Source organism: Rhodanobacter thiooxydans LCS2, assembly GCF_000264375.1.
GTDB lineage: Bacteria > Pseudomonadota > Gammaproteobacteria > Xanthomonadales > Rhodanobacteraceae > Rhodanobacter > Rhodanobacter thiooxydans.
The window spans coordinates 51939-68387 of record NZ_AJXW01000011.1 but is presented as its reverse complement, the minus strand read 5'-3'; the positions used below and the strand labels follow the sequence as shown (position 1 = coordinate 68387).

Sequence of the window (16449 nt, the reverse complement as noted above, 5' to 3'; positions counted from 1 at the left end):
GCCACGCGGTGGCCATGCCGGCGAGGTGCAGCATGATCCATCGCAGCACATTCCAGTCCGTGTCGCTGGCCGCCCTGCTGATGCTGGGCGCGAGCGCCTGCCAGCCGGTATCCGCCGCGGGCGGCGCACTCCCGGCGCCGACCGTCGATACCCTCGGAAGCGCCGCCCACAGTGAGCAGGTGGCGGTGCTGGCCGGTGGCTGCTTCTGGGGCGTCGAGGCGGTGTTCGAGCACGTCAGGGGCGTGAACGAGGTGATCGCCGGCTACTCCGGCGGCGACGCCGACACCGCGCATTACGACGAAGTCAGCGCAGGCGACACCGGCCACGCCGAATCGGTGCAGGTGCACTACGACCCGGCCCTGGTCAGCTACGGCACGCTGCTTCGGGTGTTCTTCTCGGTCGCACTCGACCCGACCGAGCAGGACCGGCAAGGCCCCGACGTGGGCAGCCAGTACCGCTCGGTGATCTTCTACGCCAACCCCGAACAGCAACGCATCGCCAGCGCCTATATCGCGCAGTTGGGTGCAGCGAAAACCTTCCCCGCGCCAATCGTTACCAAGGTTGCGCCGCTGCGGGCGTTCTACCCGGCCGAGGCGTACCACCAGCATTACTTCCAGCTGCACCCGTACAACCCGTACATCGTCATCAACGACGCGCCGAAGGTGGCACGCCTGCAGCAGCTGTTCCCGGCGCTATACCGGCTGGACCGGCAAGTCGTCGAGGTGCAGCTGCACTGACTTGCATGGGTCGGCGCGGCCCCCATTTCAGGACTTCCGCGCATGCTCGTTGCCGACCTGACGATCACCCCACGTGCCGCCCCACGCTTCTTCCACGCCCGCCGAATCGTCCGAACTCACGCGCAGCTTCCTGGGCGTGTTCCGCTACAGCGGGCGCGCGCTGGAACTGGTGTGGAGCACCAGCCGGCCGCTGACCGTCGCGCTGGCGCTGCTGACCCTGGTCGCCGGCCTGCTGCCGGCCGGCGTGGCCTGGGTCGGCGCGCACATCGTCGATGCGGTGGTGAACGCCAGTCGCGTGTGGGCCGCCAGCGGCCACGCAGGCTTGCGGCCGGTATACGAATGGGTGGCGCTGGAAGGCGTGCTGGTGGCGGCACTGGCCGGCGCACAGCGCGGGCTATCGATGTGCCAGTCGCTGCTGCGCGCGCAACTGGGCCAGCGCGTCAACGTGATGATCCTGGAGAAGGCGCTCACGCTGGAACTGGCGCACTTCGAGGACTCGGAGTTCTACGACAAGCTCACCCGCGCCCGCCGCGAGGCGTCGAGCCGGCCGCTGTCGCTGGTGACACGCACGTTCGGGCTGGGCCAGAACGCGGTCTCGCTGCTCAGCTATGGCAGCCTGTTGTTCCAGTTTTCGCCGTGGGCGGTGCTGGTGCTGCTGCTGGCCGGACTGCCGTCGTTCTTCGCCGAGACGAAGTTCTCCGGCGACGCGTTCCGCCTGTTCCGCTGGCGCTCCCCGGAAACGCGCATGCAGTTGTACCTGGAAACCGTGCTGGCACGCGAGGACCACGCCAAGGAAGTGAAGCTGTTCGGCCTCGGCCCGCTGCTGCTGGGCCGTTACCGCGCCATCTTCGACAAGCTCTACCGCGACGACCGCGACCTCACCGTGCGCCGCGAGAGCTGGGGCTTCGGGCTGGGCCTGCTCGGCACGCTCACGCTGTACGGCGCGTATGCGTGGATCGCCGCCAGCACCGTCGTCGCGCGCATCACGCTGGGTCAGATGACGATGTACCTGATGCTGTTCCGCCAGGGCCAGGCGGCGGTGTCGGCGATGCTGTCGGCGATCGGCGGCATGTACGAAGACAACCTGTACCTGTCCACCCTGTACGAATACCTGGAGACCCCGGTGCCGCCCGCCACCGGCGTGGCGCAACGCGGCGCTAAGCCCGACGACGGCATCCGCTTCGAGCACGTCGGCTTCACCTACCCCGGCGCCGGCGAGCCGGCGCTGCACGACATCAACCTGCACATCCGCCCCGGCGAATCGCTGGCCCTGGTCGGCCAGAACGGCTCGGGCAAGACCACCCTGATCAAGCTGCTCACGCGTCTGTACGCGCCGGACCGCGGCCGCATCCTGCTCGACGGCACCGACCTGCGCGAGTGGGACGAGGACGTGCTGCTGCAACGCATCGGGGTGATCTTCCAGGATTTCGCACGCTATCAGATGCGCGTGGGCGAGAACGTGGGTGCCGGCGACGTCGGCCATTTCGAGGACGAAACGCGCTGGCGCGACGCCAGCGACAAAGGCATGGCCAGCGACTTCATCGACAGCCTGCCGGCCGGCTTTCACACGCAACTGGGCAAATGGTTCAACGACGGCCGCGAGCTGTCCGGCGGGCAGTGGCAGAAGATCGCGCTGGCCCGTGCCTTCATGCGCTCGCGTGCCGACATCCTGGTGCTCGACGAACCCACCGCCGCGATGGACGCGCAAGCCGAAGCCACTATCTTCGAGCACTTCCGCGAACTTTCCGGCGGCCGCATCGCCATCCTGATCTCACACCGCTTCTCCACCGTGCGCATGGCCGACCAGATCATCGTGATCCAGGACGGCCGCATCGTCGAGCACGGCAGCCATGAGCAGTTGATGGCGCTGGGCGGGCACTATGCGCAGCTGTTTTCGCTGCAGGCGCAGGGGTATCGGTGAGGCCGTGACGGCCCCAGCAACCAACAGCAGTTGCTGGTCGGAAGACCCCACTTTGAAGGTCCGCAACGCGCGACGGCGAAGCCGCCCCCAAGGAAGGTCTGAGCAAGCCGTCATCCTGGCAAAAGCTGGGATGACGAGCAAAGGCTTGATCAGAACCTCCCTGAAGAGCCAGATACGGATCAGCTACGCCGGTGCTGGATTCGCGTGAGCGAGTCTGGACGTGAAGCAGGCTCGTGATCGAAGAAAGCCACGGATGTGGTTTTCCTCGCCAGCTGCAACCAGGATCCTTCCGCAAGAAGAAGGCAGCCTACGGCATTGTTCAACGGTGACCTGCGGCATTGACCGGCACCATGACCATCGGCGAAGGCTTTTTCAGCGAGGCATCGCCGTCGCCCGTCGCCATCGATACCATGCGGCCGCCGTTGACATAGTCGATCTCCCTCGTGTCGTCGCCGAACACCTTGCGCGACTGGTCGATCCGATCAGTCGCGACCTGGGCGGCCAGATCAAGCTGCAGCATATGTGCAATCTCGGCACCGCTGGCCCGCATCGCGGTCTTCAGCGTATCACCCTGGTTGGCTGCCCACGCATTTGCCAGATACTGGGCGCGGCTATCGGCATCCCAGACTGGCAGGGCCGCCTGGGCCAAGCGCTGGCGATGCTCGACCTGCTCCTGGTTGATCTTCGTGCGCAGGCGGGCCGCTTCCGAGTCGCGCCTATTCGGCTCGGCGTTTGCCTTCGCAATGTCGTCATCGACGTGCAATGCGGAATAACGCTGATTCTCCTGCGCCACCATGCGTTTGCTGTCTTCAGCGGTTTTCTGCGGCGCCACCTGGCGCTCCGACTGATAAACCAGCACATTCCGATAAACCGGTTTATCCGGAGTTGCGCCGACGTCCTGAATCGAAACAGTCGCGATCACTTGCAGTGCTGAAAAATCCGGTGTCATCGAATATGCGGTTTGCACCAGTAAACGACGGGCCGCGGAGGTCGGTCGGGTTGACGTCATCGTGTAATTGCCGAAATGCTTTGGCTGCAGGACCAGTGCTTGCTGCAACGAGTCGCTCAGCACCGACCTCGCATCAAACCCCTGCAGCGCCGTGCGCAACGGTTGCACGTGCGCCTCGGCGAAACGCTCTGCCTCCGCCTTGACTGCGGCATTCACGATCACCATGCCGAGTGCGCCACCGGCGGCGGCTGCCATGATCGGCACACCAGGCCCCGGCATCACGTTGATGTTGGCGGCAGTAAAAGTATCCTGCGCAGCCAAGCCGTCCTGATCAATGACGTCAACCACCGGCAGCGGCTCCAGTGCCTGCAATCGCGCCGAACTCGGCCGTATCACCTGCGCCTGCTGTGCACAGCCACCCATTCCCAATACCGCTGCCATGGCAACGGCCAACTTGCATCCTCGGCTCATGCTTTCCCCCTGATTCGATCTGATGACCAGATCACGCCATGCCCGAAGCGGCATGGCGAGCTGGCGAGCAACTCTAATCTCCCGTTCTGCGCAGCGACAAGCCGGCAGCAGGACCGCAACAAATTGCGCCATGTCACGACACGGAGCGATCGTTGACATCATCCAGGATCGGTTCAAACACCGAGTTCGGTTCTTCGCCCGCGAACGCCGTCGACATGGCGCATTCGCCCGCCCGCTTGACCCTGCCTGCCTGCCCACCCCATGCTTCACCGTCTTTTCTCCATCGAAACACCCGCATGAGCAGTCGCTACAACGCCGCCGACATCGAAGTCCTCTCTGGCCTGGATCCGGTCAAGCGCCGGCCCGGCATGTATACCGACACCACCCGCCCGAACCATCTGGTGCAGGAGGTGGTGGACAACTCGGTGGACGAGGCGCTGGCCGGTTACGCGACGGCGATCGAGGTGGTGCTGCACGGCGACGGTTCGGTGTCGGTGAGCGACGACGGCCGCGGCATGCCGGTGGACATCCACCCCGAAGAGGGCGTGTCCGGCGTCGAGCTGATCATGACCCGGCTGCACGCCGGCGGGAAGTTCAGCGGCAAGAACTACAACTTCTCCGGCGGCCTGCATGGCGTGGGCGTGTCGGTGGTGAACGCGCTGTCGGAAAAGGTCGAGGTGACCATCCGCCGCGACGGTTCCGAGTACCGCATGGTGTTCGCGCACGGCGACAAGGTCAGCCCGCTCGAAGTGATCGGCAGCGTGCCGAAGAAGCGCAGCGGCACCACCCTGCGCTTCTGGCCCGAAGCGAAGTACTTCGACTCGCCGAAGATCTCGCTGCCGAAGCTCAAGCACCTGCTGCGCGCCAAGGCGGTGCTGTGCGCCGGCCTCAATATGAGGCTCACCGACGAGGCTTCGGGCGAGGTCGTCGAGTGGCATTACGAGGACGGTCTGCGCGACTACCTGCGCGGCGAACTCGATGGCATCGAGGCGCTGCCGAACGATTTGTTCGTGCATCACATGGCGCGCGATGTCGAGGGCCTGGAAGTGGCGCTGGCCTGGCTGCCGGAAGGCGAGCTGGTGCAGGAGAGCTACGTCAACCTGATCCCCACCGCGCAGGGCGGCACCCACGTCAACGGCCTGCGCTCGGGCCTCACCACCGCAGTGCGCGAGTTCTGCGACATCCGCAACCTGCTGCCGCGCGGCGTCAAGCTGGCGCCGGAAGATGTGTGGGAACGGCTGTCGTTCGTGCTGTCCACGCGGCTGCAGGACCCGCAATTCGCCGGCCAGACCAAGGAGCGGCTTTCCTCGCGCCATGCCGCCGGCCTGGTCGAGAACGTCATCCACGACGCCTTCAGCCTGTGGCTCAACCAGAACGTGGAGATGGGCGAGCGCATCGCGCAGCTTGCGATCGAACGCGCCAGTGCACGGCTGAAGGCGGCCAAGCAGATCGTGCGCAAGAAGATCACCCAGGGCCCGCAACTGCCCGGCAAGCTGGCCGACTGCACCGCCACCGACCTCAGCCGCACCGAGCTGTTCCTGGTCGAAGGCGATTCGGCCGGCGGCAGCGCGAAGCAGGCGCGCGACAAGGAGTTCCAGGCGATCCTGCCGCTGCGCGGAAAGATCCTCAACACCTGGGAAGTCGAATCGACCTCGGTGCTGGCTTCCGAGGAAGTGCACAACCTCGCCGTGGCGATCGGCTGCGACCCGGGCAAGGACGACCTCTCCGGCCTGCGCTACGGCAAGGTGGTCATCCTCGCCGATGCCGATTCCGACGGCCTGCACATCGCCACCCTGCTGTCCGCGCTGTTCCTCAGGCACTTCCCGAAGCTGGTCAGCGAAGGCCACGTGTTCGTGGCGATGCCGCCGCTGTTCCGTGTGGACGTGGGCAAGCAGGTGTTCTACTGCCTCGACGAGGCGGAGAAGGAAGCGATGCTGCAACGGATCGAGCGCGAGAAGATGAAGGGCACGGTCAGCACCACCCGCTTCAAGGGCCTGGGCGAAATGAACCCGCCGCAGCTGCGGGAATCGACCATCCATCCGGACACGCGCCGGCTGGTGCAGCTCACGGTGGACGACGGCGACGGCACCGCACGCCTCATGGATCTGCTGCTGGCGAAGAAGCGCGCCGGTGACCGCAAGTCCTGGCTGGAGGAAAAGGGCGACCTGGCCACGCTGGAGGTGTGATGCGTACGCTGGCGCTAAGATGTACGCATCACATGCGAGCAACGCCATGGCCCTGCCCCCGCCCATCAACCTGCAGCGCTGGATCGAGGAACACCGCCACCTGCTGAAGCCGCCGGTGGGCAACAAATGTATCGTCGATGGCGACTTCATCATCATGATCGTGGGCGGGCCGAACGCGCGCACCGACTATCACTACGATGAAGGCCCCGAGTTCTTCTACCAGCTCGAAGGCGAGATCACGCTGAAGGTGCAGGACGAAGGCGTAGCCCGCGACATCCCGCTGCGCGCCGGCGAGATCTTCTACCTGCCGCCGCGCGTGCCGCATTCGCCCAATCGCGCCGCCGGGTCCATCGGGCTGGTGATCGAGCGTCTCCGCACCGCTGGTGAAAAGGACGGCCTGATGTGGTTCTGCGAGCACTGCAACCACAAGCTTTACGAGGAATATTTCTTGCTGGACAGCATCGAGCGCGACTTCCCGCCGGTGTTCGAGCGCTTCTACCGCTCGCGCAAGGCGCGCACCTGCACCGCCTGCGGCCACCTCAACCCGGCGCCAGCGAGATATGGGTAGGAGCCCGCTCGCGGGCGATAGCTCTTGCGAATTCCAGATCTCGGGTCCCGGCTCGCGAGCGGGCTCCTACGAGTGACGGGTGAGCCACTTGCGCGCCATGCGCCGCAACGAAACGTCCAAGCTTTCATCCTTCGCCACCTCGACAACCGGTCGCCAGGCCAGCGCTCGGGATTCCTGGTTGATCGCGAAGCGCTCGTCCGCGCCAGCGCGCACCACGTAGCGCACGTCGTAATGCCAGTGCTCCGGCTCGCTGCCACGTGCCGGGATGCGATGCCGGTCGAGGTCGAAGATGCCGCCCTCGACACGCAGGCCGGCCACGCCGGTCTCCTCCTGCGCCTCGCGCAGCGCCACCCGTGCCAGCTCGGCATCCCCGTCGGCGTGGCCACCGGGCTGCAGCCAGCGATCCAGCTTGCGGTGGTGCATCAGCAGCACGCGCCCGCCATCCGCACTGACCAGCCACGCCGAGCCGGTGAAGTGGCCCAGGAAATGACCGCGCTCGAACACCGCGGCATGCGACGCGAGGAAAACGCTGAAGGCGGCAACCAGCGCGCCGTCTCCGGGATGGCGTGCGCGATAGTCGCCCAATGCAGCGCCCAGCTGCGGAAAATGCGATGGCATGACTTGTGGCAGGTGGTGGGAAAAACAGCGGCCATTCTAGCTGCATCGCGTCTTGTACCCCTTCCATCGCTCCGCTAAGGTTGGCCGTCCGTCGGCTCGTCGCGTCCCTCTTCGTCGCGTTTCCGTTCGAGCGCGACGTCGCTGTTTTCCCGGGGGAGCCACTGCATGCTGTTCAAGCGCGTCAAACCGATCGACCAGATCATCGCCACGGCGGAGAAGAAAGGCCTCACCCGTCAACTCGGTGCCTTCCAGCTCACCATGCTCGGCGTCGGCGCGATCATCGGCACCGGCATCTTCGTGCTCACCGCCGAGGCAGGCCAGAAGGCCGGCCCGGGCATGATGATCGCGTTCGTGATCGCCGCGGTGGTGTGCGCGTTCGCTGCGCTGGCCTACGCGGAACTCGCCTCGATGGTGCCGGTGGCCGGTTCGGCCTACACCTACACCTACGGCGTGCTCGGCGAAGGCACTGCATGGGTGGTGGGCTGGGCGCTGGTGCTGGAGTACACCATCGCCGCCAGCACGGTGTGCGTGGGTTGGGCCGGCTACGTCAACGGCCTTCTTACGCACGCCGGATTCGGCTTGCCGCACTTCCTGCAGGTAGGCCCGATGGACGGCGGCAGCTTCAACCTGCTGGCCTGCCTGATCGGCCTGGCGATCACCGGCCTGCTGGTGATCGGCACCTCGAAATCGGCCAAGGTCAACACCGTGCTGGTGATGGTCAAGATCATCGCCCTCACCGCCTTCATCATCGTCGCTTTGCCGGCGGTGAAGGATCAGAACTTCACGCCATTCGTGCCGAACGGCTGGGGCAGCCCGATGGGCGGCATCGGCGTGCTGGGCGCGGCGGCTTCCATCGTGTTCGCCTACATCGGCTTCGACGCCATCTCCACCGCGGCCGAGGAAACCCGCAACCCGAACCGCAACATCCCGATCGCCCTGATCGCCTCGCTGAGTGTGTGCACCATCTACTACCTGCTGGTGAGCTACGCCGCGGTGGGCTCGGTGGGTTCACAGCCGATTATGGGTCCGGACGGACTGGCGCTGGAGCCGGGCACCCCGGCATTCGCCGCAGCCTGCCAGGGCTCGGAGGCGCTGGTGTGCAGCAAGGAGGCGCTGGCTCACGTGATACGCCTGCTCGGCTACACCAATACCGCCGCTTTCATCGCCTTCGCCGCCGGCATCGCGCTGCCGTCGGTGATCCTGACCATGACCTATGGCCAGACCCGCATCTTCTTCACCATGTCGCGCGACGGCCTGCTGCCCAGCAAGCTGGCGAAGATCCATCCACGCTTCCACACGCCGCACATCATCACGATGATCACCGGCGTATTCGTCTCGCTGTTCGGCGCGCTGTTCCCGGTAGGCATCCTCGCCGACATCACCAACTCGGGCACGCTGTTCGCCTTCATCATGGTGGCGGTGGGCGTGCTGATCCTGCGCCGCACCCAGCCCGGGCGCCCGCGTCCGTTCCGTACGCCGCTGCCGTGGCTGATCTGCCCGCTGGCGATCATCGGCTGCCTGCTGCTGTTCCTCAACCTGTCGAAGGAAGCGAAGATCACCTTCTTCGCGTGGGGCGCGATCGGCCTGGTGGTGTACTTCCTGTACGGCTACCGCAAGAGCAATCTGGCTCGCGGTGTCGAAGCGGACTGATCCCGCCCCACACACGCTGATCGCCACGCCGCCGGCACGACTCCTGTCGCGCCGGCCTCACGTCCACAAGAGCCTGTTCAATGTCTCTACATAGCCCGCGTTGTCTTGCCGTGGCCGTCAGGTGGTGGCGCGTGGCGCAGCGCCTGCGTGGCTGGCTGGCAGAGCCTGCCCCTGCGAAGGCAGGCGTCAAGCCGCGCGCTGCCGCATGGCGGCCACGGCAAGACAACCCGAAGGGCCGGGGCTGTTTGCCCGCATTCCTGCGTTATCACTCGGTCGTGGACGGACGTCCACTCCCTCGTTCTTCCTTGGCCTGCGCGCAAACAGCTCCCGGCGCGGGCCATGTAGAGACATTGAACAGGCTCTGACCCCATGCTCAAGCAACTGCTCGCCCGCAAGACCGACTTCAACGAACCCGACGACACGCACGGGCCTACCCTGCGCCGCACACTCGGCCCCTGGGGGCTGACTGCGCTGGGCATCGGCGCGGTGATCGGCGGCGGCATCTTCGTGATCACCGGCCAGGCCGCGGCCGACCATGCCGGTCCGGCGGTGATCCTGTCGTTCATCCTGGCAGCGATCTGCAGCACCTTCACCGCGCTGTGCTACGCCGAATTCGCCACGCTGATCCCGGTCTCCGGCAGCGCCTATTCCTACGCCTACGCGACGCTCGGTGAGCTGATGGCGTGGTTCATCGGCTGGAACCTGGTGCTGGAATACGGCGTATCCGCCTCGGCAGTGGCGGTGAGCTGGACGGGCTATTTCCTCAGCCTGCTCCAGCATATCGGCACCACCTTCAACATGGACCTGAGCCTGCCCGCGGCACTGACCAATGCGCCGCTGGCCTTTACCGCCGACCACCAGCTGGTCGCCACCGGCGCGCTGTTCAACCTGCCGGCAGTGGTGCTGATCCTGCTGCTGACCTGGATCTGCTACGTGGGCATCCGCGAGTCGAGCCTGGCGAACGCCGCGATGGTGGCGCTCAAGGTCGGCCTGATCACCCTGGTGATCGTGGTCGGCTGGCGCTATGTCGATCCGTCCAACTGGACCCCGTTCGTGCCCGAGTCGCAGGGTCACTACAAATACGGCTGGGGCGGCGTGCTGCGCGGCGCAGCGATGGTGTTCTTCGCCTACATCGGCTTCGAGGCGACTTCGGTGGCCGCACAGGAGTCGCGCAACCCGCAGCGCGACCTGCCGATCGGCATCCTCGCCTCGCTGGCGATCTGCACTGTGCTGTACATCGCGATGGCCGCGGTGATGACCGGGCTGACTTCGTACACCCTGCTCGGTACCGATGAGCCGGTGGTGACCGCCCTGCACGGTCACCCGCAGCTGGAATGGCTGCGCTGGCTGGTGGAGGTCGGCGCACTGCTCGGCCTGTCGTCGGTGGTGCTGGTGATGATCATCGCGCAACCGCGCATCTTCATGATCATGGGCCGCGACGGCATGCTGCCGAAGGTGTTCACGCGAATCCACCCGCGCTATCGCACGCCGCACCTGAATACGCTGATCACCGGCGCCGGCATTGCCCTGCTCGCGGCGATCTTCCCGCTGGACGTGCTGGGCGACCTGGTCTCGATGGGCACGCTGATCGCGTTCATGGCGGTCTGCGCCGGCGTGTGGATCCTGCGGCATACCCGGCCGGAGCTGCCGCGCACATTCCGCGTGCCGTTCGCGCCGGTGGTCTGCACGCTCGGCATCCTCAGCTGCCTTGCCCTGCTGTCCACCATGGCCTGGTACAACTGGTCGCTGATGATCGCCTGGACCCTGATCGGATTGGTGATCTATTTCAGCTATGGCAACCGGCACAGCCACCTGCGCGGCTCGATGACGGACGCCCCTTCCACTGATGCGTAAGTTCGTCGAACAACGCAGAAAAAATCGTATTTTCTGCAAAGACCGCCAAGCTCCTGTGAATAGCACTTATCTGTCGACACCGAATGGATTCTCAAAAATTTCCAGGAAAGCTGAAATATCTTCTTTGCTTTCAATGAACTAACGAGAATTTTCTAAGAGGAATCGCGGGACCGGTCGCCCATTCGGCGAACTCGGGAGTATCATCCTCAGTCCGCGGGTTGATCACTTGGCAGTGGGCCCCGGATCGCGGCTCGGCGCGTCAGGTGGGTAGCTCCTCAGCCTGGTGTGTCCGGGCCGCACTTTTGCCCGCGTAACACTTCCCGCCCGCAGAAACGAAAAAGGCCGGCGATTCGCCGGCCTTCCGATACAAGCCTCTGGATTGACGCGATCAGGCTTTCTTCGGCGTGTGCGACACGCACCAGCCCTTCGCATTCACCGACTTGCCCGGGAACAACTGGCACGGGCCACGGCCGGTGGGGCCGCCACTGTAGAACTGGCAGTTGGTGCAGTCGTCGCCAGCCTTGTGCTTCGCGTTGGCGGTCTTGGTGGCATCCTCCACGTAGCCCAGCGCTTTCGCGGTCGGATCCGACTCGCTCAGTGCCGGCAGATCTGCCGCCCGCGCAAAGCGCGGCAGGCTGCCCATGACTACGGCAGCCGCCGTGGTGCCGGCGGCCACCTTGAGGAACCGGCGACGTGATTCGATATCTTGTTCTTTCGACATGAGCAAGTCTCCGTCGGAATCTGTCCGGCACACCCTGCGCCGGATCCTCGCCGATGGTACGCCCGCCGTCCAAATCCTCCCTGACTTGCGAGAATGGATCTCATTACAGCACGGTCGCGTAGCAGCACATGGTATAGTCAACGTCCATTTGGACGTCCAAACCGCATGAGCCAGACCCTGCCAGCTGCGATTCCCGCCAGCGTGTTCGAACGCTGCGCCGACGCCATCGCCGACGCCGCACGCGAGCTGTCCGCGATGGGCTGGACGCCGGCCACCAGCAGCAATTTCTCCATGCGGGTCGACGCTGGCCACGCGGCGATCACCGTCTCAGGCAGGCACAAGGGCCGGCTGGGCCGCGGCGACATCATGCTGATCGACCTGGACGGCCATGCAGTCGGCACCGACGCCCGCCCCAGCGCGGAAACGGCGCTGCACACCCAGATCTACCGACGCTGGCCGGAGATGAACGTGGTGCTGCACACCCACTCGCGCGTGCAGAGCGTGGCCTCGCGGCTGTTCGCCGCCGACGGGGTGATCCGCCTGCAGGGCTGGGAACTGCAGAAGGCGATCGCTGGCTACCACACCCATGAAAGCGTGCTGGAGATCCCCGTGTTCCCGAACACCCAGCACATGCCCGAACTGGTGGCCCGGGTCGACGCCTGGCTGGACGCGGGCAAGCCGCTGCACGCCTACCTGATCGACGGCCACGGCATCTACACCTGGGGCCGCGACATGGCCGAGACCCAACGCCACCTGGAAGCGCTGGAGTTCCTGCTCGGCTGCGAACTTGACCTGAAAAGACTGAGGGCATCATGAGCCGCCTGCGCATCTTCGACGAAAACCAACCGCAATCGCCGCTGGCGGTGATCGACGAACACGCGGCGATCGCCGCCGAACTCGCCAGGGCCGGTGTCCGCTTTGAGCAATGGGCAGCGAGCCAGCCGATCGTCCCGGGCGCCAGCCAGGACGAGGTGGTCGCCGCCTACCGTGGCGACATCGACCGGCTGATGGGCGAGGAAGGCTACCAGGCCGTGGACGTGATCAGCCTCGCTCCCGATCACCCCGACCGCGCCACGCTGCGCCAGAAGTTCCTCAGCGAACACACCCACAGCGAGGACGAGGTGCGCTTTTTCGTCGCCGGCGCCGGCCAGTTCACCCTGCACCTCGGCGGCAAGGTCTACGACATCCTGTGCGAACAGGGCGACCTGATCGGCGTACCCGACGGCACCCGCCACTGGTTCGACATGGGCGAATCGCCCTACTTCGTGGCGATCCGCCTGTTCACCAACAAGGAAGGCTGGGTAGCCAACTTCACCGGCGACGACATCGCCTCGCGCTTCCCGCGCATGGCGCCTGCCGTGTAGGAGCCCGCTCGCGGGCGATGCTCTTCCCGAACCCCGGATCCGAAGCCATGATCGAAATCCGCGCCATCGTCACTGACATCGAGGGCACCACCAGCTCGATCGACTTCGTCCGCGACGTGCTGTTCCCTTACGCGCGCAAGCGGCTGCCGGCCTTCGTCGAAACCCACGGCGACAAGCCCGAGGTGCAGCACTGGCTGCATGAGGCGGCCATGGAGGCCGGGCTGGTGGAGGCCAGCCGCCAGGACATCATCGAGCTGCTGCTCAAGTGGATCGACCAGGACCGCAAGTCCACTGCACTGAAGGCGCTGCAGGGCATGATCTGGAAGGACGGCTACGAGGCCGGCGACTACCGCGCGCACATCTACCCGGAAGTCGCCGCGCGGCTGCGCGACTGGCGCGCCGACGGACTGCGTCTGTATGTCTACTCCTCCGGCTCGGTGCCGGCGCAGAAACTGTTCTTTCGCCACAGCGAGGCCGGCGATCTCGGCGCGCTGTTCGCAGGCTACTTCGACACCGAGACCGGCCCGAAGCGCGAGGTCGAATCCTACCGGCGCATCGCCGAAGCGATCGGCGAGCAGCCGCGCCACCTGCTGTTCCTGTCCGACATCGCGGAAGAACTCGACGCCGCGCAGGCGGCCGGCTTCCACACCGGCTGGCTGGTACGTGAACCGCAGGCGCTGCCCGACGCACCGCGCCATGCGGTCTATCGCAATTTCGACGCGATCACGCCGTGAAACCGCCGCACGCGCCCCGCCATGCGTAGCATCCTGACCATCCTGCTCGCGTTTGCCGCCGGGGTGCTGCTGGCGACCTGGTGGCCAGGCCAGTCGTCGGCGCCCAGCGCCGACCACTTCGCCGCCGCGGCACCTGGCAGCGCCGCGGCAGAAGCCGCGGTGGGCGACGACGTCGATGCGGACCGCTGGCCCAGCCAGGCCCCCACCCCGGAGCAGGTGCTGTACGCGCAGCCGCGGATGATGCGCGACGCCTTGGCGCAACTCGGGCCGCGCGTACCCGGCCAGCCGAACCTGTACCTGCTCGCCTTCGCCGGCGACGGTGGCGAGGACGTGTTCCGCAATGAAGCCGAGTACGCCGCGCGGTTGTTCGCGCAACGCTTCGGCGCCAGCGCGCACAGCCTGGTGCTGGAGAACAACCGGGCCAGCCTGACCACCCGGCCGCTGGCAAGCTGGAGCAACCTGGAAACCGCGCTCGAAGGCCTGGGCAAGGTGATGCAGCCGGACCAGGACATCCTGCTGCTGTACTTCACCAGCCACGGCAGCGAGGACCACGACCTCCTGCTCGACATGGACCCGCTGCCGCTGGACCAGCTCGGCGCCAGCGATCTGGCCGACATCCTGGCCATGCACCCGTTCAAGTGGAAGGTGGTGGTGGTCAACGCCTGCTACTCGGGCGGTTTCGTGCCGCCGCTGCGCGGCCCCGGCACCCTGGTGCTCACCGCCGCCCGCGCCGACCGCAGCTCGTTTGGCTGCGGCAGCGATTCCGACATCACGTACTTCGGCAAGGCCTGGCTGGTCGATGCACTGAACCGCACCGACAACTTTGCGGATGCGTTCAAACGGGCCAGCGGCGAAATCAGCCGGTGGGAACGGCAGGACAAGCTCACCCCCTCGGAGCCGCAGATCGACATCGGCAGCGGCATCACCGGGCAACTCGCCTTGTGGCGCAAGGGGCTCACGCCGGGACCGGCGTTGCCGTTCAGGCCGGCGCCGGCCGGCAACGCGTCCGTCGCCACGCCCCGCTAGTCCGGCTCATCCGCGTCGCGCATGCCGTTCGGCCAGCACGCGGGTGACATCGGCCAGGCCAAGTCCGCGCGCGCGCAGCGCCACGGTGAGATGGAATACCAGGTCCGCCGCCTCACCAAGCAGCTCGTCGTCATCCTGCGCCACCGCGGCCAGCGCGGTCTCCACACCTTCCTCGCCCACCTTCTGCGCGATGCGACGGATGCCGCCGTCGAACAGCCGGGTGGTGTAGCTACCGGGCGGACGTTCAACGTGGCGGTGCTCGACCAGAGCATTGAGTTCGGCGAGGAAACCGAGCGGCGGGCGTACGTCGGCGCTGTCGCCGAAGCAGCTGGAGGTGCCGAGGTGGCAGGTCGGCCCGTGCGGGGCGGCCTGGATCAGCAGGGTGTCGGCGTCGCAGTCGATGCGCATCGACTTCAGCGCGAGCACGTGGCCGGAGCTTTCGCCCTTGGTCCACAGGCGTTGCTTGCTGCGACTGTAGAAGGTGACATGACCGCTGGCTTGTGTCTGTGCCAGCGCTTCGGCGTCCATGTAGCCAAGCATCAGTACTTCGCCGCTGAGCCAGTGCTGCACGATCGCCGGCAGCAGGCCGTCGCCTTTGGCCCAGTCGAGGCGGGAGAGTTTGGCGTTGAAATCAGTCATCGGGATACCTGCTGCCAGCATGCATCGGGGCATGCGATGAAATTCGGTTCTCTCGTCATTCCAGCGAAAGCTGGAATGACGAGCTAGGGGATACGTCGTACCGCGACACCTTGCGCCTGCAGGTATTCCTTGAGCGCAGGTATCGCAATCGCACCGGAGTGGAACACGCTTGCTGCCAGCGCGCCGTCCACGTCGGCCTCGACGAAGGCGTCGCGGAAGTGTTCCGGTGCGCCGGCGCCACCGGAGGCGACCAGCGGCACGCGGCAGATCGCGCGGGCCGCGGAAAGCTGCTCCAGATCGTAGCCACGGCGCACGCCGTCGCTGCCCATGCAGTTCAACACGATCTCGCCGGCGCCGCGCTGTTGCGCCTCGACCATCCAGTCCAGCGTTCGTCGCGACAGCGCCTGGGTCTTCGCGGGGTCGCCGGTGTACTGGCGCACGCGCCACTCGCCGTCGGTGTCACGCAGCGAGTCGATGCCGACCACCACGCACTGCACGCCGAACGCGGCAGCCAGTTCGTCGATCAGTGCGGGACGCTCCAGCGCCGGCGAGTTCACCGAAATCTTGTCGGCACCCGCGTGCAACACCGCGCGTGCTTCGTCCACCGAACGGATGCCGCCGGCCACGCAGAACGGAATGTCGATCACCCGTGCGACCTTCTCCACCCAGCCGCGATCCACGCTGCGCCCTTCGGGGCTGGCCGTGATGTCGTAGAACACCAGCTCGTCGGCGCCTTCGTCGCGGTAGCGCAACGCGAGATCGACGATTTCGCCCATCACCACGTGATCGCGGAAGCGCACGCCCTTGACCACCCGACCGTCGCGCACGTCGAGGCAGGGAATGACGCGGCGGCTCAGCATTGCGCAACTCCCGTCGTCGCATCCTTTCCCTCCCCTGCCTGCAGGGGAGGGTTGTGACCGAAGGAAATCCCTTGCGGAGGGAGGGGTGCTCTTCGCTGAACGCGCGAGAGCTTTACCCCCTCCCGGCCTCCCCCTGCACGCAGGGGGAGGA

15 protein-coding genes are annotated in these 16449 nt (G+C 66.1%); 10 read left to right on the top strand and 5 right to left on the bottom strand.

What is annotated here, in order from left to right; genetic code table 11:
• Positions 1 to 32: 32 nt before the first annotated feature.
• Together msrA and UUA_RS03440 are read left to right on the top strand one after the other, a co-directional pair.
• Positions 33 to 737, top strand: coding sequence for a peptide-methionine (S)-S-oxide reductase MsrA (gene msrA, locus UUA_RS03445; RefSeq protein WP_008434293.1), 705 nt, complete (start codon positions 33 to 35; stop codon positions 735 to 737).
• A 73-nt stretch (positions 738 to 810) separates the two neighbouring features.
• Positions 811 to 2658 carry an ABC transporter ATP-binding protein gene (locus UUA_RS03440; RefSeq protein WP_008434292.1) on the top strand — a complete coding sequence of 616 codons (1848 nt, stop codon included), beginning with the start codon at positions 811 to 813 and terminating at the stop codon, positions 2656 to 2658.
• 319 nt (positions 2659 to 2977) lie between these two features.
• On the opposite strand, the gene UUA_RS03435 is transcribed toward UUA_RS03440, so the two are convergent.
• Positions 2978 to 4060 carry a hypothetical protein gene (locus tag UUA_RS03435; protein WP_235605924.1) on the bottom strand — a complete coding sequence of 361 codons (1083 nt, stop codon included), beginning with the start codon at positions 4058 to 4060 and terminating at the stop codon, positions 2978 to 2980.
• 314 nt (positions 4061 to 4374) lie between these two features.
• Between UUA_RS03435 and parE the strand changes: the two genes are divergently transcribed.
• Positions 4375 to 6264 (top strand): DNA topoisomerase IV subunit B, encoded by a 1890-nt coding sequence (parE, locus tag UUA_RS03430; protein ID WP_008434289.1) that lies wholly within the window; start codon positions 4375 to 4377, stop codon positions 6262 to 6264.
• A 46-nt stretch (positions 6265 to 6310) separates the two neighbouring features.
• Positions 6311 to 6832: a 3-hydroxyanthranilate 3,4-dioxygenase gene (locus UUA_RS03425; protein WP_008434288.1), complete on the top strand. Its 522-nt coding sequence runs from the start codon at positions 6311 to 6313 to the stop codon at positions 6830 to 6832.
• Positions 6833 to 6898: 66 nt separating this feature from the next.
• On the opposite strand, the gene UUA_RS03420 is transcribed toward UUA_RS03425, so the two are convergent.
• Positions 6899 to 7450: an NUDIX hydrolase gene (locus tag UUA_RS03420; protein WP_008434287.1), complete on the bottom strand. Its 552-nt coding sequence runs from the start codon at positions 7448 to 7450 to the stop codon at positions 6899 to 6901.
• Between the two features lie 165 nt (positions 7451 to 7615).
• Here UUA_RS03420 and UUA_RS03415 point away from each other — a divergent pair, with 165 nt between their 5' ends.
• Together UUA_RS03415 and UUA_RS03410 are read left to right on the top strand one after the other, a co-directional pair.
• Positions 7616 to 9100 carry an amino acid permease gene (locus UUA_RS03415; RefSeq protein ID WP_008434286.1) on the top strand — a complete coding sequence of 495 codons (1485 nt, stop codon included), beginning with the start codon at positions 7616 to 7618 and terminating at the stop codon, positions 9098 to 9100.
• 369 nt (positions 9101 to 9469) lie between these two features.
• Positions 9470 to 10954, top strand: coding sequence for an amino acid permease (locus UUA_RS03410; RefSeq protein WP_008434285.1), 1485 nt, complete (start codon positions 9470 to 9472; stop codon positions 10952 to 10954).
• A gap of 388 nt (positions 10955 to 11342) precedes the next feature.
• On the opposite strand, the gene UUA_RS03405 is transcribed toward UUA_RS03410, so the two are convergent.
• Entirely contained in the window at positions 11343 to 11675 is a 333-nt protein-coding gene (locus tag UUA_RS03405) for a high-potential iron-sulfur protein (protein ID WP_008434284.1), read from the bottom strand.
• Between the two features lie 165 nt (positions 11676 to 11840).
• On the opposite strand from UUA_RS03405, the gene UUA_RS03400 reads away from it, so the two are divergent.
• The 4 genes from UUA_RS03400 to UUA_RS03385 are packed head-to-tail and all read left to right on the top strand — an operon-like array spanning position 11841 to position 14799.
• Positions 11841 to 12491, top strand: a complete 651-nt coding sequence (locus UUA_RS03400) for a methylthioribulose 1-phosphate dehydratase (RefSeq protein WP_008434282.1) — start codon at positions 11841 to 11843, stop codon at positions 12489 to 12491.
• Positions 12488 to 13039 carry a 1,2-dihydroxy-3-keto-5-methylthiopentene dioxygenase gene (locus UUA_RS03395; protein ID WP_008434281.1) on the top strand — a complete coding sequence of 184 codons (552 nt, stop codon included), beginning with the start codon at positions 12488 to 12490 and terminating at the stop codon, positions 13037 to 13039. The genes UUA_RS03400 and UUA_RS03395 overlap by 4 nt, the downstream gene beginning before the upstream one ends.
• Positions 13040 to 13086: 47 nt before the next feature.
• Entirely contained in the window at positions 13087 to 13773 is a 687-nt protein-coding gene (gene mtnC / locus UUA_RS03390; RefSeq protein WP_008434280.1) for an acireductone synthase, read from the top strand.
• Between the two features lie 21 nt (positions 13774 to 13794).
• Positions 13795 to 14799 (top strand): C13 family peptidase, encoded by a 1005-nt coding sequence (locus tag UUA_RS03385; protein ID WP_008434278.1) that lies wholly within the window; start codon positions 13795 to 13797, stop codon positions 14797 to 14799.
• Positions 14800 to 14805: 6 nt separating this feature from the next.
• On the opposite strand, the gene hisIE is transcribed toward UUA_RS03385, so the two are convergent.
• Together hisIE and hisF are read right to left on the bottom strand one after the other, a co-directional pair.
• Positions 14806 to 15438: a bifunctional phosphoribosyl-AMP cyclohydrolase/phosphoribosyl-ATP diphosphatase HisIE gene (hisIE, locus tag UUA_RS03380; protein WP_008434277.1), complete on the bottom strand. Its 633-nt coding sequence runs from the start codon at positions 15436 to 15438 to the stop codon at positions 14806 to 14808.
• Between the two features lie 83 nt (positions 15439 to 15521).
• On the bottom strand, positions 15522 to 16298 hold the full coding sequence (gene hisF, locus UUA_RS03375) for an imidazole glycerol phosphate synthase subunit HisF (protein WP_008434275.1): 777 nt from the start codon (positions 16296 to 16298) through the stop codon (positions 15522 to 15524).
• Positions 16299 to 16449: the final 151 nt, after the last annotated feature.

What these genes read in the sequence shown, in the direction of transcription:
- parE (WP_008434289.1), top strand. Translation starts at nt 4,375, where the DNA reads ATGAGCAGTCGCTACAACGCCGCCGACATCGAAGTCCTCTCTGGCCTG.
- UUA_RS03415 (WP_008434286.1), top strand. Translation starts at nt 7,616, where the DNA reads ATGCTGTTCAAGCGCGTCAAACCGATCGACCAGATCATCGCCACGGCG.
- mtnC (WP_008434280.1), top strand. Translation starts at nt 13,087, where the DNA reads ATGATCGAAATCCGCGCCATCGTCACTGACATCGAGGGCACCACCAGC.
- UUA_RS03405 (WP_008434284.1), bottom strand. Translation starts at nt 11,675, where the DNA reads ATGTCGAAAGAACAAGATATCGAATCACGTCGCCGGTTCCTCAAGGTG.
- UUA_RS03395 (WP_008434281.1), top strand. Translation starts at nt 12,488, where the DNA reads ATGAGCCGCCTGCGCATCTTCGACGAAAACCAACCGCAATCGCCGCTG.
- msrA (WP_008434293.1), top strand. Translation starts at nt 33, where the DNA reads ATGATCCATCGCAGCACATTCCAGTCCGTGTCGCTGGCCGCCCTGCTG.
- hisF (WP_008434275.1), bottom strand. Translation starts at nt 16,298, where the DNA reads ATGCTGAGCCGCCGCGTCATTCCCTGCCTCGACGTGCGCGACGGTCGG.
- UUA_RS03385 (WP_008434278.1), top strand. Translation starts at nt 13,795, where the DNA reads ATGCGTAGCATCCTGACCATCCTGCTCGCGTTTGCCGCCGGGGTGCTG.
- UUA_RS03410 (WP_008434285.1), top strand. Translation starts at nt 9,470, where the DNA reads ATGCTCAAGCAACTGCTCGCCCGCAAGACCGACTTCAACGAACCCGAC.
- hisIE (WP_008434277.1), bottom strand. Translation starts at nt 15,438, where the DNA reads ATGACTGATTTCAACGCCAAACTCTCCCGCCTCGACTGGGCCAAAGGC.
- UUA_RS03425 (WP_008434288.1), top strand. Translation starts at nt 6,311, where the DNA reads ATGGCCCTGCCCCCGCCCATCAACCTGCAGCGCTGGATCGAGGAACAC.
- UUA_RS03420 (WP_008434287.1), bottom strand. Translation starts at nt 7,450, where the DNA reads ATGCCATCGCATTTTCCGCAGCTGGGCGCTGCATTGGGCGACTATCGC.
- UUA_RS03400 (WP_008434282.1), top strand. Translation starts at nt 11,841, where the DNA reads ATGAGCCAGACCCTGCCAGCTGCGATTCCCGCCAGCGTGTTCGAACGC.